The 15,524-nt window shown below is 45.3% G+C and carries 15 protein-coding genes; 10 read left to right on the top strand and 5 right to left on the bottom strand.

Going from position 1 to position 15,524, the window contains the following annotated elements; all coding sequences use genetic code 11:
• Entirely contained in the window at positions 1–507 is a 507-nt protein-coding gene (locus AWU56_RS02000; protein WP_286681643.1) for a TIGR03546 family protein, read from the bottom strand.
• A gap of 111 nt (positions 508–618) precedes the next feature.
• Between AWU56_RS02000 and AWU56_RS01995 the strand changes: the two genes are divergently transcribed.
• Positions 619–2,076 (top strand): RimK family ATP-grasp domain-containing protein, encoded by a 1,458-nt coding sequence (locus tag AWU56_RS01995; protein WP_286681642.1) that lies wholly within the window; start codon positions 619–621, stop codon positions 2,074–2,076.
• Positions 2,066–2,542, top strand: coding sequence for a GNAT family N-acetyltransferase (locus AWU56_RS01990; RefSeq protein ID WP_286681641.1), 477 nt, complete (start codon positions 2,066–2,068; stop codon positions 2,540–2,542). Before AWU56_RS01995 ends, AWU56_RS01990 begins: the two co-directional genes overlap by 11 nt.
• Here AWU56_RS01990 and glpQ read toward each other — a convergent pair.
• On the bottom strand, positions 2,517–3,545 hold the full coding sequence (gene glpQ / locus AWU56_RS01985) for a glycerophosphodiester phosphodiesterase (protein WP_286681640.1): 1,029 nt from the start codon (positions 3,543–3,545) through the stop codon (positions 2,517–2,519). The two genes, AWU56_RS01990 and glpQ, sit on opposite strands and share 26 nt — an antisense overlap.
• Positions 3,542–4,600 carry a cysteine synthase A gene (locus tag AWU56_RS01980; RefSeq protein ID WP_272977974.1) on the bottom strand — a complete coding sequence of 353 codons (1,059 nt, stop codon included), beginning with the start codon at positions 4,598–4,600 and terminating at the stop codon, positions 3,542–3,544. Before AWU56_RS01980 ends, glpQ begins: the two co-directional genes overlap by 4 nt.
• Before the next feature lie 232 nt (positions 4,601–4,832).
• On the opposite strand from AWU56_RS01980, the gene AWU56_RS01975 reads away from it, so the two are divergent.
• From AWU56_RS01975 to cfa, 3 genes are all read left to right on the top strand, one after another.
• Positions 4,833–5,171 carry a P-II family nitrogen regulator gene (locus AWU56_RS01975; RefSeq protein WP_006956391.1) on the top strand — a complete coding sequence of 113 codons (339 nt, stop codon included), beginning with the start codon at positions 4,833–4,835 and terminating at the stop codon, positions 5,169–5,171.
• 16 nt (positions 5,172–5,187) lie between these two features.
• Complete coding sequence (locus tag AWU56_RS01970; protein WP_286681674.1) at positions 5,188–6,366, top strand: ammonium transporter family protein; 1,179 nt, start codon at positions 5,188–5,190, stop codon at positions 6,364–6,366.
• Positions 6,367–6,438: 72 nt separating this feature from the next.
• Positions 6,439–7,554: a cyclopropane fatty acyl phospholipid synthase gene (gene cfa, locus AWU56_RS01965; protein ID WP_286681639.1), complete on the top strand. Its 1,116-nt coding sequence runs from the start codon at positions 6,439–6,441 to the stop codon at positions 7,552–7,554.
• On the opposite strand, the gene AWU56_RS01960 is transcribed toward cfa, so the two are convergent.
• The gene (locus AWU56_RS01960) at positions 7,551–8,597 is read right to left on the bottom strand and encodes an AI-2E family transporter (RefSeq protein WP_006956394.1); all 1,047 of its coding nucleotides are present in this window, start codon (positions 8,595–8,597) and stop codon (positions 7,551–7,553) included. The genes cfa and AWU56_RS01960 overlap by 4 nt on opposite strands.
• A gap of 76 nt (positions 8,598–8,673) precedes the next feature.
• Between AWU56_RS01960 and AWU56_RS01955 the strand changes: the two genes are divergently transcribed.
• Genes AWU56_RS01955 through AWU56_RS01945 form a run of 3 tightly spaced genes read left to right on the top strand, consistent with a single transcriptional unit; the run spans position 8,674 to position 12,943 of the window.
• A complete protein-coding gene (locus tag AWU56_RS01955; protein WP_286681638.1) occupies positions 8,674–10,386 on the top strand; it encodes an EAL domain-containing protein in 1,713 nt (570 codons plus the stop codon).
• On the top strand, positions 10,368–12,584 hold the full coding sequence (locus tag AWU56_RS01950; RefSeq protein WP_286681637.1) for a GGDEF and EAL domain-containing protein: 2,217 nt from the start codon (positions 10,368–10,370) through the stop codon (positions 12,582–12,584). The genes AWU56_RS01955 and AWU56_RS01950 overlap by 19 nt, the downstream gene beginning before the upstream one ends.
• A gap of 56 nt (positions 12,585–12,640) precedes the next feature.
• The gene (locus AWU56_RS01945) at positions 12,641–12,943 is read left to right on the top strand and encodes an ArsR/SmtB family transcription factor (RefSeq protein WP_040488113.1); all 303 of its coding nucleotides are present in this window, start codon (positions 12,641–12,643) and stop codon (positions 12,941–12,943) included.
• A gap of 147 nt (positions 12,944–13,090) precedes the next feature.
• Here the strand turns inward: AWU56_RS01945 and AWU56_RS01940 are convergent, their stop codons facing one another.
• Complete coding sequence (locus AWU56_RS01940; protein WP_006956398.1) at positions 13,091–13,660, bottom strand: gamma-glutamylcyclotransferase; 570 nt, start codon at positions 13,658–13,660, stop codon at positions 13,091–13,093.
• Between the two features lie 118 nt (positions 13,661–13,778).
• On the opposite strand from AWU56_RS01940, the gene AWU56_RS01935 reads away from it, so the two are divergent.
• Both AWU56_RS01935 and AWU56_RS01930 read left to right on the top strand, forming a co-directional pair.
• On the top strand, positions 13,779–14,270 hold the full coding sequence (locus AWU56_RS01935; protein ID WP_272977970.1) for an Mpo1 family 2-hydroxy fatty acid dioxygenase: 492 nt from the start codon (positions 13,779–13,781) through the stop codon (positions 14,268–14,270).
• Positions 14,267–15,523, top strand: a complete 1,257-nt coding sequence (locus AWU56_RS01930) for a mechanosensitive ion channel family protein (RefSeq protein WP_006956400.1) — start codon at positions 14,267–14,269, stop codon at positions 15,521–15,523. Before AWU56_RS01935 ends, AWU56_RS01930 begins: the two co-directional genes overlap by 4 nt.
• Position 15,524: the final 1 nt, after the last annotated feature.

The following is a 15,524-nucleotide window of genomic DNA, read 5'->3' as shown; positions in this document are numbered from 1 at the left end:
TCAACCTCTTAAATCCGAATATACTTGCCACAGTCGGCTCCCCTTGAGAACGCGCACGATTTTTAGCTTATTAAACGTTGCCTGAATCCGTTTGCGGTAATTAATCACGATGTAGTAAGTCGTCCCCCAAACGATGGGACTAACGATGAGACTGAAAATAAAGCTTCCCATAGTAATCGTGTGATAAAACATTGAAACACGTCCAATGGCTGTCGCGTAAACAGCTTCATAAATTGCTTGCCAACTGTCGGCTCTGAGTATAGATTCGCCAAAACTGTGAAACATCGGATCGAGTAAATAGGCGAGCCCCGAAAACACAGCGAACGAGACCAAAAACAGTGATAAATTGACTCGGAAAATCAAGGCTGCAAGTAAGATAATTAAGTTATGAACACGCCATAGTGGCGTTAATCCTAGAAACATGCCCAGCACCACCGCAATGGCCAATGAGCGGGCGCTAGTTTCTGAGTTTAGCGCTTTCAATATTCGCGCTAATAACGTAAGCATGGCGACATCCTTTTGAATTATTTTTAACTAATATAGTGTTTGATTCGTGCCTAAAGCAAATAAGCTGTTATGTTTTTATAAAAGCTTTTCATTAAAGAGATATACCCACTCATGCAACAACAAGTTCAATTAATTATCAATGATATAAGCGATTGGCAACCGTATTATCCGAGTCAATCATTGCTAACAGCCAATGAGTACCTGCAAACACCGGCTGCGGGCAAAAGTCACATTCTTAACTTATGTGACGACCTAAGTTATCTATCAACAGGCTACTATGTCAGCTTGCTAGCAGAAGCGCGTGGACAGCGCGTGTTGCCATCGGTTAACACCATCAATGATCTAAACAACTTTAATCATTATCAGCTGTTAGCAAACCCGGTCGATAAGGCAGCAAGCAAGTACCTTGCTAAGCAGGCTGGCAGTAGTATGCAGCTCGTCGTCTGTTTCGGACAAACATCGGTCGAGCCGTTAAAGCACTTGGCGCGACAACTATTTGATCGGTATCCGTGCCCAATTATTAATATTAACTTCATCAAGGAAAATGATCGCTGGCTGATTCAGTCCTTAAGCGCTGGGCGGCTTGCTGACCTGAATGATGACGAGCAAACTTTATTTGGCGAGTCATTGGACTTATTTAATAAACGCGTTTGGCGTAAAGCTCGCGCCAAAAAAGAATATCGCTATGATTTAGCAATTCTTTATAACCCTGATGAAGCTATCCCGACGAGCGATAAAAAAGCACTCAACTTATTTATCAAAGCCGCCAAAGAATGTGACATTGAAGCGGAACTTATCACCGTGGATGACTACAACCGGTTGCTTGAATTTGATGCGCTGTTTATTCGCGAGACAACTAAGATCAGCCATTACACGTATCACTTTGCAAAAAAAGCTGAAGCAAACGGTATGGTCGTCATCGACCACCCCGATTCGATCGTGAAATGCGCCAATAAAGTATTTCTAAAGGAACTGCTTGATAAGCATCATGTCGCGACACCTAAGACCGAGTTGCTATTGTTGCAGTCTGATATCGACTATAAAGAACTGGGCGAACAACTCGGTTATCCGGTGGTATTAAAAATTCCGGATGGCTCGTTTTCTATCGGCGTAGAAAAGGTCGAAGATGAGGCTGAGTTTAAGGCGGCGGCGGAACGCTTATTTGAGCAGTCTACTATTCTATTAGCTCAAGAATTTTTAAAAACCGAGTACGACTGGCGCATTGGTGTACTCAATAACCGCCCGATATACGCATGCCAGTACTTTATGGCACGCAATCACTGGCAAATCTATAACCATAGTGAATCAAGCCGAGCTAAAAGTGGCTCTTTTGAAACCTATGGCGTTCATCAAGCACCCAAAGAGGTGGTTAAGCTCGCATTGCAAGCAACCAAGCTGATTGGTGATGGGCTTTACGGCGTTGATGTGAAGATGACGCAAAAAGGCCCCGTGATCATTGAAATCAACGACAACCCATCTATCGAGTCCGGTGTTGAAGACAAGTTGCTTGGGTATGAATTGTACCGATTAATTATGGCTGATTTTGGGCGTCGGTTAGATGAGCACTAACTGCAGTATTACGATTCATCCTTGCCAGCGCAGTGATATCACTGCGCTTGTCGAGCTCGAGAATCAAGTTTTTGATTACTCTCGTATCAGCCGACGCAACTTTATACGTCTGCTGCAAAGTCCTGCTGCCTCCATCTTGCTTGCCAAAGACAGTGAAGAACAGCTGGCAGGTTATGCGGTCATTTTAACTCGACGTAATAGTCGCTATGCACGTATTTATTCCATTGCTGTCGCGCCCGCGTTTCGCGGCCGAGGCGTAGCTAAGCGGTTAGTTAACGAAGTGATTGAAGCACAACGTCAACAATGTCGGCATGGATTATCATTAGAGGTGAAGTTGGATAACAAGCAAGCCATCCAACTTTACCAGTCGTTGGGGTTCGAGACCGTTGATATACTGGTCGACTACTATGATGACGGTACGGATGGTTTAAAAATGCGGCTTACTTTTGATCCGGAAAGTCACTAAATACGCCTTGTACACCGGCTTCTTTTAACCAACCTCTTAATTGCTTAAGTGATTCCACCCCTTGAGGTAATTGATCAGCGCGCAATGTATAAACGTGCACTTTAAGCCCTACTTTTTCGGCATTCGTGAGCACATCAGTCCAAACAGGTTGGCCGTCTTTAACTTCCTTGAGCACGTGGCCTATCCACAGACCAACATGATCGACATAAGAAGTTAAGGACTCTAAGCCCGCGTAAGTTCTCAGTGCATCGTAATCAATAGGCGTCTCGCCCCAAGCATTGTCGGCGATCAACTGTACCAACGGAAAATCACAATGAAATTCTCGTTTCACTCGCCTAAGGGTTTCGGGGTCAAACGACTGGAGGTAGATAGGTGTCGCTTGTTGCTGATCGGAGTAACCGTTTTTGCTCAGTACACTCATTACCTCCGCCAACGGATCATAATCCTGATCACGATACCAACGAGAGGCTTTTACCTCAATATAAACACCCGTGTTCTTATTTCTGACTTGGTTAAGTTCCTGAATCAGATTCAGTGACTCAGCCAAAGTTTGAATTTTGAAGTCGACCTGGCTATTTTGAAACCGACCGGGGAAACGCGCCGCTCCTTCGCTGTTGCGCCGCGGAGTCAGTCTTAGCTGCTTTAAGTGATTAAGTGTGAAGTCGACCACATAATAACTGCCATCGGGGCGATGCCGCTCGGGAAAAACTTCGGCGACATTCGTTACCGCATCAAGTTGGGCATCATGCAAGACGACAGCCTTACCGTCGCGGCTCAACTGCACATCTTGCTCTATATAGTCCGCGCCTAAGGCGTGAGCCATAACGGTTGCTGCCTGAGAATGCTCAGGTAGATAGCCTGACGCACCACGATGGGCAATATCGATGAACTCGGGGACAATGACGGGTTCGACAGACAACTGTTCAGTCGAGTTATCCGCTTGTGCTGAGACCGATAAAGACCACGATAACGCCAGTCCAGCGACCATTGGCATCCACTTCATGAGTCATCTCCTGACCAATTGACCTCGATAAGACGATCACCTAAATGCTGATAACGCTCGGTTAACTGTTCAATCGGCTCAGGTTCAATAGTTAAACCCTTTTGCTTGAGATAATCATCGTTGTAGAGTTTACTGGCTGAGCGCTCGCCCAGATCGCAAGCGAACGTCACAATGTTACGTCCTCGTTGACCATTCAACGCCGCTGCATAAGCAGCAGCCAGGTTAAGTGCTGAGCTACTTCCTAAGACGATTCCATCTTGCTCACGCACATACCGTGAGATACTAATGAGATCTTGATCGGGTAAGTTAACAGCATGGTCGATACGCGCTTCTTTAAAGTTATCCACCAAGCGCATGATGCCAATGCCTTCAGTCATTGAACTACCGTTCGAAACATACTCGCCGGTTCGCAAAAACTCAAAAATCCCAGAGCCGTCCGGATCAGCAAGCCAGACATCAATATTCGGGTTTTTCTCCTTGAAATAACGACTGTTACCACCGATGGTGCCGCCCGTACCCGCAACGGAAACAAAGGTATCAATGTTACCATTCAGTTGTTGCCAGATTTCTGGTCCTGTATGCAAATAGTGAGCGCGCGCATTACTCGTATTCTCGAACTGATTAGCCCACCAACAGTCATCACGCTCTTCCGCGATACGACGTGCCGTATGATAAAAATGATTAGGGTTTTTAAAGGGGACTGGATCAACCGTTTTAAGTTGCCCGCCATGTAGCGCGATCATGCGCTCTTTTTCTGGCGATTGATCATTGGGCATAACCGCAAGCATTTTAAGACCAAATGATTTGGCAACTAATGCCAGCCCAATACCGGTATTGCCTGCAGTCCCCTCGACCACTGTCATACCCGGCTTCAATTCACCACGTTCCATAGCGTCTTCTATCAGCTGCTTTGCAGCACGATCCTTAATTGAGCCGCCAGGGTTTTGAAACTCACACTTTAAATAAATATTACTGCCACTGCGCTCTGAAAGTGAGTGCACTCGTAACAAATCCGTCTGCCCTACTAAATCACTGGTGCGATTACCTACCAACATTTGTACAGTCCTCTACTTCGCTGTTGCATGATACAAGTATCCCTGTTGCGTAACTTCGGTTCAACTCAATTTGCTTTTGTTTAACTGCACCCTCGAAGTGCATCTGCACCATAACCATGCTTTCTTAGCGAGCACTCTTCCCAAAGATATTCATAACCCTCTGTTTTAACTTGATTTAATTACTGGCACGAATTCTGTATTAACAATTTATCTACATTAACGGAGAGCTGTTATGAAAATGATTACCGCTTTAATAAAGCCATTCAAATTAGACGATGTGCGACAAGCACTCGCGGATATCGGCTGTACCGGCATGACGATCGCGGAAGTACGAGGGTTTGGTCGTCAAAAAGGTCATACCGAACTCTATCGTGGTGCTGAATACCGTGTCGATTTTCTACCCAAAATTCGTCTAGAGCTTGCTGTCAGTGATGACCAACTCGAGCGGGCTGTTGAGGTCATCTCTGAAGCCGCCCACACCGGCAACATCGGCGATGGCAAGATTTTCGTGACGCATCTCGAACACTGTGTACGCATTCGTACCGGTGAAGTCGACCAAGAAGCCCTGTAGCTAGGAGGAATACGTGATGAATGCAACTTCACTCGCAAGTACAGAGTACGCATTAAATACACTATATATTTTGTTGTCAGGCGCATTAGTCATGTGGATGGCAGCCGGCTTCGCAATGCTAGAAGCAGGCTTAGTACGCAGTAAAAACACCACCGAAATACTCACTAAAAATATTGTCCTTTTTGCGCTCGCCTGTATCGCCTACCTGATAATGGGCTACACTCTCATGTATGGCGCTGGTGGTACCGACAACTTCGCCGACAATGCTGACTTTTTCTTTCAAAGTGTGTTTGTCGCTACAGCTATGTCGATTGTTTCTGGTGCAGTCGCTGAACGTATGAAATTACTGGCGTTCTTTATTTTTGCCGTCGTTCTGTCAGCCTTTATTTATCCTTTTCAAGGTAGCTGGAGCTGGGGAGGCGGATTTCTGGCTGAAGCCGGCTTTGTCGACTTTGCGGGCTCGGGTATTGTTCACATGGCAGGTGCATCAGCAGCGCTTGCGGGTGTTCTATTATTAGGCGCTCGACGAGGTAAATATAAGGACGGCAAGCCGACCGCTATTCCCGGCGCTAACATGCCGTTAGCGGCGTTAGGTACATTAATTCTCTGGTTTGGGTGGTTCGGTTTTAACGGTGGCTCACAGTTGGCCATCCATGACATAGAAAATGCAAATGCAGTGGCAAAAGTATTCGTGAACACCAATACGGCAGCAGCAGCTGGGGCAATAGGTGCACTGCTCATCACTGTTTTTATTTGGCGCAAAGCGGATCTGACAATGATTGTAAACGGGGTATTGGCCGGCTTAGTCGCGATTACTGCTCAACCCTTAACACCGGAGCCCTACACCGCCGCGATTATCGGCGCAAGCGCGGGTGTACTCGTCGTCATATCAATTATCTCACTCGACCGTCTTCGTATTGATGATCCAGTCGGCGCATTGTCCGTACATGGTGTGGTAGGTTTTTATGGCTTAATGCTTGTCCCTTTGACTGATGCGAGCGCAACTTGGTCGGTTCAACTGCTCGGCGCGGCGGCGATTTTTGGTTGGACATTTGTCGCTAGTCTGGTTATCTGGTATCTGTTAAAAGTCACAGTGGGTATTCGTGTGAGCGAGGAGCAGGAGTATCTGGGCGGTGATATCAGTGAATGCGGTGTCGAAGCCTATCCAGAGTTTACGGGCTCAACAAAGCGTTAGTGAATCAACATTTGCCTGTGACCTACTCCATTGTTAAGTTAAGAAATACTTAATACGTAAGGGTTAAGTCTCATGGCATCATCAAAAGAATACTGTAGCGAACTACTCAACCGAGCCGGCATTCAAATTAACGGTTCACACCCGTGGGATATGCAGGTACACGATGACAACATCTTTGATCAGGTGTTGTCACGTGGCAATTTAGGGCTTGGAGAGACCTATATGGCGGGGCTATGGGATGCTGAGCGTTTAGACCAGTTTTTCCATAGGTTATTACGTTCCGGCGTGCAAGATGAAGTCAATCCGGCGCGCCTAATTTTCCATTCACTGAAAAGTCGTTTATTTAATCTACAAGACGATAAGCGCGCTTGGGAAGTCGGACAAAAACATTACGATATCGGCAATAAATTATATCAAGCCATGTTGGACGAACGCATGGTGTATACCTGTGGTTACTGGCGCGACGCTGATAACCTCAACGAGGCGCAACGCGATAAATTAGAGCTCAGTTGCCAAAAGCTGCAGCTCAAACCGGGTATGAGGATACTCGATATCGGTTGTGGCTGGGGCAGCTTTATGCAGTATGCAGCGGAAAACTACGGCGTTGAGTGTGTCGGTGTCACGATATCAAAAGAGCAAGTGCGCTTAGGCGAGGAGCGCTGCAAAGACCTACCTGTCGAGTTTCGTTTGCAAGACTACCGCGATCTCGACGAGTCTTTTGACCGCATCATCAGCTTGGGCATGTTTGAACATGTCGGTCAGAAGAACTATGAAGATTACATGGATGTTGCCCGGCGGTGCCTGAAAGATGATGGCTTGTTTTTACTGCACACTATTGGTAAGAACGTCTCGGATACAGCGGCTGATCCGTGGATAAGTCGTTATATTTTTCCTAACGGAGAAATCCCCTCCATCGCTCAAATCGGCGCAGCACTAGAACAACGGTTTGTTTGTGAAGATCTGCACAACTTTGGTGCCGACTACGATAAAACTCTTATGGGTTGGTTCGAAAACTTCGATACGGCTTGGCCTCAACTCGAGGGTGACTACGAAAAAACATTTTATCGCATGTGGAAATATTATTTGCTGTCATGCGCAGGCGCATTCCGCGCCCGCGACATTCAACTTTGGCAGTGGGTTCTCAGTAAACAAGGTATCGAAGGTGGTTACCACCGACCTTTCGTTTAAGAACCAATATTAAACTCATGCGTGAACATATCCCAAAATGCCAAAAATAGAGCCGCTATCAGCGGACCTATGACAAAACCTGTGATACCAAATAAGCTCAGCCCACCTAATGTCGAAAACAATACAACATAGTCAGGCAGTTTGGTATCACGGCCGACTAAAAGCGGTCGCAAGGCGTTATCCGCTAGGCCAATAATAATGAGTCCGTAAAGTACCAATACGATGCCCTCGAACGTAGCCCCTGTTGCTAGCAAATAGACCGATACAGGGAGCCAGACAATACCCGCACCGACGGCTGGAATGAGTGATAAAAATGCCATGACTACACCCCATAACACGGGCGCCGGAATGCCTAGCAATGCAAAAATAACACCGCCGAGCGCACCTTGAACCATCGCAACGACGATATTGCCTTTAACGGTGGCTCGAGTAACCTCCGCAAACTTCTTAAATAGCTGATGTTCTCGCTCATCGCCTAGCGGCAGTGCACGTACCATCAAGCGGATTAACTTATTACCATCACGCAATAAAAAGAAGGTCAAATAAAGCATCAACCCCAAGTTCATCACAAAGCCAAATGTATTCTGACCGACCACTAGCGCTTCTTGCGCAAAAAACTGACTCGCACTCATTGCCCATTGCGATATGCGCTCAGGGAGTGATTCTATATCAATACCCAAGCGAGCGAGTAAGTCAGGCAAAAACGGCAACCCCTTCTCAATTTTATCGACGATTTGCGCAATACTCACATCGCCGGATGACAGCTTTTGGTAAAGTTGCACGCCCTCTTGAATAAACGAGTAAGCCACCAAAAGAACAGGAATAACCACAATGACCGTAGCGATTAGCAGCGTGAGTAAGGCGGCGCGATTACTGCGTCTTCCTAGCATACGCTTCAGCCGGATCTGTAACGGATAGAAGATAACAGCAACCGCGCATGCCCAGAAAATTGACGCCCAAAATGGCTTAAGAATCAGTGCAAAAGCGATGCTCACCGCGAGCAACATAAGTAAGAATGAGCGAGTTTCCAATTTGTCTTGCATAATCGTCCCAATTGATAGAAGCTTGTGAGGTTAGCCGGTCCCATATTAGTAAATGATTTACGCTTAAGATAGTGCGATGAGCGCACACATATGGATACTCATGCACAATACATCAAACCCATACAGTTTTGCGACTTGGTGCCGAGAAACACTCGTTGAATTCACCGAACTAAATGCTGAGAAGCAGGTATTCAGCGGTTTCTTGATCGCTGTCTTAGTAACCGCATGTATCCAGTTAATTGAGTATACTGGGGGACTGCCCAGAGTTTTTGAACATTTAATTTATTTTCCACTTATATTTGCAGGCTTATTGCTTGGACCTCGTATTGGTGCTTTAGGTGGTTTCGTTACGGGGTTAATGCTCACCCCGATGTTTTTCCCCACGGAACTTAACAATCACTCCGAAGCGATAATCGATTGGCCTTTGCGGTTATTGATGCTCACGCTGCTTCCGCTTATAACTGGCCTTATTAGCCGCTCAGTTCAACAGCTCCATCATCTCGAGAATAAGGCCAAAAAGACGTTTCATGGAACAGCACTCCCCAATCACGATGCGCTACTGGAACAGATTAATGAGTGGTCAAAAGAGACCGCAGCCCCTGCAGATGCGTTAATGGATATCATAAACTTACGGTTGAAAAACATTGATAAACTTCGCAATCAAGTAGGACATCAAAAGGCCGATAAAATCGTCGCTGAACTCGCTCGACAGTTAAAAGAGGCGCTCGGTAGCTCAGCGGAAATTGGCCAGACAGCTACTAATGAGTTAGTTGGACTCCATGCCAATACAGAACATTCACGAGAAGAGTTGCAAGAGAAACTGCAAGCATTACTCAGACAGCCCATTGTTATTGACGGTAACGAATTCAGGCTAGATACATCAGCAGGTGTTCTTCGTGTTAAGCGAGAGAACGTAAAGGACAACGCCAATGTTGTCATTCATGACGCACATCAGCATGGTTATAGTGCCGCAGAGAATAACCAAGTGTTTTCATTTTTAGATCAAGATAATGACCTCGTTAATGACCAAGATGAGCCACTATCAAAACAGCTTTTATCGGCTATCGAAAACGAAAACATCAAGCTTTATTATCAGCCACGCCTCAATACCAATTCTGGCTATTTCTCTGTTCTAGAAGCCATTGTTCGATGGCGTGACAACCAACGCGGTTATTTATCACCAGAGGACTTCAAACCGCTCATCGAAGAGGCATCACTCGCCAAGCAATTTACCGGCTGGATGATTAAAACAGCTTTTAATGACGTATCTCAATGGATAAAAAAAGATTTTATTGTTCGCCTATCGCTGCATATCACTTTAAACGATATTCTTGAGCCGGCAATCTTAAACGCGGTTGCAAAATCACTTAATCAGACTAAGTTCCCAGCCTCTAGCCTCAGCTTAGAGGTGAGTGAGAGATCGCTCGTACGTATCAATGAGCAGGCTAAAGTGTATTTAAAAAAATTGCGTTCAATGGGCGTTACTGTCATTGCCGATCAGTTTGGTGAAGGTCAGCTCACACTTCAGAGTATTTTCGTCCTACCGGTTGATGCAATAAAGCTTTCTGAAAATTTAGTGCTACAGGCGACATCAAATAGTGACAAAAAGCGAACATTAATTTCAATGATCAAAATGGCACGCTCTCGTGGTCTAAAAACAATCGCAACGGGCGTCGATAATCGCGCCAAACTTTTATTACTTAAACATATTGGATGTGATGAGTTGCAAGGCTCAATCTTAAGTAAACCTACAGCTAAAGATGATATCCCATGGGCAAGAATCCGATAGAAAGAACCAGTAAAGAAAAGATCGATAGTGCACACTCTCGCTGGTTGGCTGCGTATGCGATAACAACCGCGGTGATTACCATTGTCGCGATAAGCCTATTTTACCTATTCCCATTTGATATGCAGATGTTACACATGGGCATTTTGTGCCTCGGTTTAGCCATTATCGCTGAGTCTGCATTTTTTATATGGCAAGCATTACGCGCCTCTAAGGCGACTTTCTCCGCGTTGCACCCGTCGCTAAGTCAGCTCGATGAGGGTGCCACCATCATTTATGAATTACATAAACAAAACGGCAATTTTCGACCTGCCTATGTCAGCGCCAATATATCTCATATCCTTGGTTATACGGTACAAGAAGCGTTAAGCCCCAATTGGTGGTTCGACAATGTTCATCCTGAAGATAGAGCGCTCACGCTAAGCGCTATTAGTAAAGTTGAAGCCAACAAGACGTTCGTTCATCGCTATCGTTTTCGTTCTAAGCATGGCAATTATATATGGCTACGCGACGAACTTCGCACCTTCAACGACGATGACACCAAAATTGCTGGTCAGTGGACCGACATGAGCCAAGACTTAACTTGGATGCGCGACAGCAAAGCAGTTACTCAACGTGAACTTATGGGCTTTGCCGAACTCAACGAGCACGACTGTATCGTTCGTGCCGACAATAATTTTCGTAATTTAGTGGGCCTGACCGATAGTCTGCCTAATGCTCATCATATTTTAGATTTTATTTCTCCGTTAAACAGTGATAACGAGAGCCCGCTATTAGCGACAGGCGTTGAGTATTTAGTCGAGTTTAATCGACCTAGTCAACAGTCACTACAAGGTCTGCTGAAAATCAGCGAAGATAAGCAAGGGAGCGTTCGCTTCGTCACGCTAATTGATCTGTCTGCATTCATTTTGGAGCGTCGACGACTCAAACAGATCGCCTACTTACAGCCTTTGACCGGGTTACCCAATATCGAGCAACTGAAGCTTGATCTTCAAAATGCACTTGAAACAGCAGCAGATAATGAGCTCGTTGCGGTACTTAATATCAATATTCGCGAGTTCCACAAAGTCAATGAGTCTTACGGCGTGGATGACGGCGATCGCGTATTACAACGAGTCGCGCAGCGCTTTAAACAGGCGCTTCCCGAAAACGCATTTTTGTACTGCGCATGGGGTGATGACTTTTGGGTTTTATTGTCAGGTATTAAGGAATATATGGCTTTACAAGACCTGATGGATAACTTGATGAACTCACTTAACAAGCCAATTTTAATTGAACAGCACAAACAAATAAAAGCGTCCGCTAATATTGGTGCATGTACTTATCCCTTAGATGGTTTAACAGCAGCCGAGTTGCTCTCGTATGCCAGTTCCGCATTGCAACGCGCACGTCGACAAACGAGCGCGTGCCAAGTTATTTTTAACCAGGAAATGGCAAGTGACTCACTGTCACAACTATTGGTGAAGCAACAGTTGCATGATGCCATAGAAGCGTCACAATTCGAGATTTACTATCAACCGATGTGTGATTCAAATCTGCAAGCTCAGGGGTACGAGGCTCTGTTAAGATGGAATCACGAAGAGGAAGGTGTGATTGCAGCCGCCAATTTTCTTCCACTTTGCGACACAGTGACCAAACAAAAACTTGGCACCTGGGCTATTCAACGTATTATCGACGACCTTCCATCGATTCCAGTGAATGCTGAGGGTAAACGTAATATCGCTGTCAACGTATTCGCAGAGCAGTTAGATGATGCGTTCGTTTCAGATATGGTTCAATTCTCGCATCAGTTGTCTGAAACAAACACACATTTTTGTTTCGAACTGAAAGAAGCATCGTTGATAGATCCATCTGATGAGCTTCGGCAAACATTGAGCCGGCTGACTGAAGCAGGTTTCTCGCTGATTATTGATGACTTTGGCGCAGGCTTTGCAGGACTGACTTATTTGCGAGAGTTTCCGATTTCTGCGATTAAAGTCGAACATGACTTTATTAAAAAGCTCGATAACGAACGTGGTTATGCCATCGTGGACGGAATTGTTGAGCTCTCTCATCGCGCCGGAATAAAAGTACACGCTCTGGGCGTCGAGTCCGAGCAACAATTGAAACAAGCAAGAGCCCTAAAATTTGACTTATACCAAGGTCGATACATTCATCCCGCTAAACCTTTAAATGAACTCGTTGATAATATAAATAACTAGCGCAAGCATTCGTGTTTGCTATTATTGAGCGCGTTCATCCTGATGGTATTAAAGTTATGAATCCGGAAACATTAAAGACTTCCTCTCAAGAGGCTGCGAAAGTGATGCAGTTGCTATCTCACCCCGATCGCTTGCTCATTCTATGTTTACTCAGCGAAAAAGAGTACTCAGTGGGCGAAATTGAAAAGCAACTAGATATTCATCAACCCATGTTATCGCAACATTTAAATCGTTTGCGTCAACAATCATTAGTCGCTACGCGTCGAGAAGGTAAGTACATTTATTACCAACTTTGCGATGGTAATACAAAGACCATTATGGAACTCCTCTACCGCCTTTATTGTCCAACGGACAGTTAACAAACGTAGGTAAGAGCATAATGGCCAATCGAGATCGCGTTTATCAAGTATCAGCCAATCGAGAATCTGCAAGTCACAAGCTTCGTTATATCGAAAGGTCGGCGCCAGAACAAGGTGATTGCCGTTTGTGCGCCAGCATTCCGAGTGCTAAGTCGCCTGTAGCATCTCGAGATGATAGCGAATGCCTTCAACGTGAGGATCTTTAACTCCCAGCTGACGAAGTCCATCTGAAAGCTTAAGTAGGTACTCACTATTGTCCCCGCTTGGGCCTCGACTTTTAGCAATATGTGTCGCGATTTCATCAAGTGGCGCTTCGCCTAAGAAGGCCGCATTGTCGCTACTAGCGATATATACAAGACCATCCTCTTGACTACCGTCTTGAAATTGCATGGGCGTAAAAAAGCGGAGATAGCCATTTTTCTCTCGATGATCTAAGTGTTCGAAAACGGCAGGCGATACTCGATAAGCCATGCCTGTACAGGTTTCTCCCGGCGTTTCAATTAACGTGAGTACACGACCGGGTGATTCGGGCGTACCACGGTGATCGTGTGAACCTTGCCAAAACCGGCGACTCCAGCCCGAAATGGTAGCAGGCTTACGTTCGATATATGGGAAATCAACCTTATAGATTAAGGAGCCATAACCGAACAACCAAACCGATTCGAATGTTGATAAATCTTGGCGTTGCTTATTAATTAAACTCGTATCGTGAGACATCTACTACTCCTTTCAGATACATCCTGATAAGGCAAAGTCTAACAAGCTTTTGTAATTGACAGTAGCTTGGCTTCGTTGCACTCTTATTCGAATTCAATACGATTAAAAAGGTCACTCTATGAGCCGTTCACTTGTCGATCACTTAGCACAGTACGCAAAGTATCATCGTGATCCGCGCAATATACTGACTCACCTCATTGGTATTCCACTAATTGTGGTCGCTATATTAACCTTACTGAGCCGCCCAGAGTTTAGTGTTGGCTATCTTCTACTGACACCCGCCAACTTAGTCGTATTCATTGCGGTGGTATTTTATATACGTCTCGACATTCCCCTTGGACTGCTCATGACAGTCCTTTTGTGGTTAGCGTTGTCAGTAAGTCGCGAACTTGCCGCCTTACCCACCACAGCGTGGTTAATATTTGGTATTGCATTATTCATCATCGGTTGGATTTTCCAATTTATTGGCCATTACTTTGAAGGTAAAAAACCTGCTTTTGTCGATGACATAATGGGCCTTGCCATTGGTCCACTGTTCGTTGTGACTGAAATTATTTTCTTTTTAGGTTTACGTAAACAACTGAAAAATGAGGTTGAAAAACGTCAGTGAATTACCCGGATTGGTTTATTGAATGGGCCGACGGACGCCCTTATGCCTATACTCTGAGTGCCTGCATTCTGCTTGCTCTTGCTGTTTGGCTTGCACAGTTTTTTACTAAACACATTCTTTTACGCGGTGTCGCTCGTCTATTATCACGCACCGAGTTAGGACGCGATCCAAGCGTGGGTCTTAAAAAGATTATCAGCCGACTTTCTCAAGTGGTTCCTGCGTTACTACTAACAGCCGGTATTCATTGGATTCCAGAGTTATCCGATACCGTCATTACCATCGTCCAAAATGTCGCTGTCGCTTATATCGTGCTCACCATTGCTCGTGCCTTTAGTGCAGCAATGAGTAGTGTAAATGAGATTTATAGCCGCCGTCCCGATGCGCATTTAAAACCCATTAAGGGTTATTTACAAATCGCCACTATCGCGGTTTATTTAATTGCGGCCATTCTTATCATCGCAGCATTAATTGATAAGTCACCGGTTATTCTATTATCCGGTATCGGTGCGATGGGTGCAGTAACCATGTTGGTTTTTCAGGACACTATCCTTTCATTTGTTGCGAGTATTCAGCTATCGTCAAATGACATGATCCGCGTCGGTGACTGGATTGAAATGCCGCAGTTAAATGCTGATGGTGACGTCATCGACATGGCACTACACACGGTAAGAGTGCAGAACTGGGATAAAACAATTACCACCATTCCTACCAAGCGCCTCATTTCTGAATCATTTAAGAACTGGCGCGGCATGCAAGAGGCCGGTGGTCGTCGTATCAAGCGCAGTCTATTTATCGATCAAACCAGTATTGGCTTTTTGAGCGATGAAGATAAGACCCGCCTTCGCAAATTCAAAATACTGAGTCAATATCTCAACGAAAAAGAACAAGATATTAAACAGTGGAATGAACAATTAGTGAGTGAGGGACATGACCCTATTAATAGCCGTAATGTCACTAATATCGGTACGTTTCGAGCTTATGTGCAAAAATATCTGCAAAGCCATCCGCAAATCCACCAGGATATGACGTTAATGGTTAGACAACTTAGTCCCACCGCACAAGGCTTGCCCTTAGAGATTTATTGTTTCACCAATACAATTGCCTGGGTTGAATATGAGGGCATCCAAGCGGATATTTTTGACCATCTATTAGCTATCTTACCGGCATTTGGTCTGAATGTTTTCCAAGAGACCTCTGGTCAGGATCTGCGTTCCAGTATTCGTGAGTTTGGGCGTCAGTCGTTGCAGTCTTAAC

The organism is Idiomarina sp. T82-3, assembly GCF_001577655.1.
GTDB classification, from domain to species: Bacteria; Pseudomonadota; Gammaproteobacteria; order Enterobacterales; family Alteromonadaceae; genus Idiomarina; species Idiomarina baltica.
The sequence above is the reverse complement of the archived record's forward strand: the minus strand, read 5'-3'. Positions and strand labels throughout refer to the sequence as shown.

What these genes read in the sequence shown, in the direction of transcription:
- AWU56_RS01940 (WP_006956398.1), bottom strand. Translation starts at nt 13,660, where the DNA reads ATGTCTCACGATACGAGTTTAATTAATAAGCAACGCCAAGATTTATCA.
- AWU56_RS01990 (WP_286681641.1), top strand. Translation starts at nt 2,066, where the DNA reads ATGAGCACTAACTGCAGTATTACGATTCATCCTTGCCAGCGCAGTGAT.
- AWU56_RS01950 (WP_286681637.1), top strand. Translation starts at nt 10,368, where the DNA reads ATGGGCAAGAATCCGATAGAAAGAACCAGTAAAGAAAAGATCGATAGT.
- AWU56_RS01955 (WP_286681638.1), top strand. Translation starts at nt 8,674, where the DNA reads ATGAGCGCACACATATGGATACTCATGCACAATACATCAAACCCATAC.
- AWU56_RS01945 (WP_040488113.1), top strand. Translation starts at nt 12,641, where the DNA reads ATGAATCCGGAAACATTAAAGACTTCCTCTCAAGAGGCTGCGAAAGTG.
- AWU56_RS02000 (WP_286681643.1), bottom strand. Translation starts at nt 507, where the DNA reads ATGCTTACGTTATTAGCGCGAATATTGAAAGCGCTAAACTCAGAAACT.
- AWU56_RS01935 (WP_272977970.1), top strand. Translation starts at nt 13,779, where the DNA reads ATGAGCCGTTCACTTGTCGATCACTTAGCACAGTACGCAAAGTATCAT.
- glpQ (WP_286681640.1), bottom strand. Translation starts at nt 3,545, where the DNA reads ATGAAGTGGATGCCAATGGTCGCTGGACTGGCGTTATCGTGGTCTTTA.
- AWU56_RS01980 (WP_272977974.1), bottom strand. Translation starts at nt 4,600, where the DNA reads ATGTTGGTAGGTAATCGCACCAGTGATTTAGTAGGGCAGACGGATTTG.
- AWU56_RS01975 (WP_006956391.1), top strand. Translation starts at nt 4,833, where the DNA reads ATGAAAATGATTACCGCTTTAATAAAGCCATTCAAATTAGACGATGTG.
- AWU56_RS01960 (WP_006956394.1), bottom strand. Translation starts at nt 8,597, where the DNA reads ATGCAAGACAAATTGGAAACTCGCTCATTCTTACTTATGTTGCTCGCG.
- AWU56_RS01970 (WP_286681674.1), top strand. Translation starts at nt 5,188, where the DNA reads ATGAATGCAACTTCACTCGCAAGTACAGAGTACGCATTAAATACACTA.
- AWU56_RS01995 (WP_286681642.1), top strand. Translation starts at nt 619, where the DNA reads ATGCAACAACAAGTTCAATTAATTATCAATGATATAAGCGATTGGCAA.
- cfa (WP_286681639.1), top strand. Translation starts at nt 6,439, where the DNA reads ATGGCATCATCAAAAGAATACTGTAGCGAACTACTCAACCGAGCCGGC.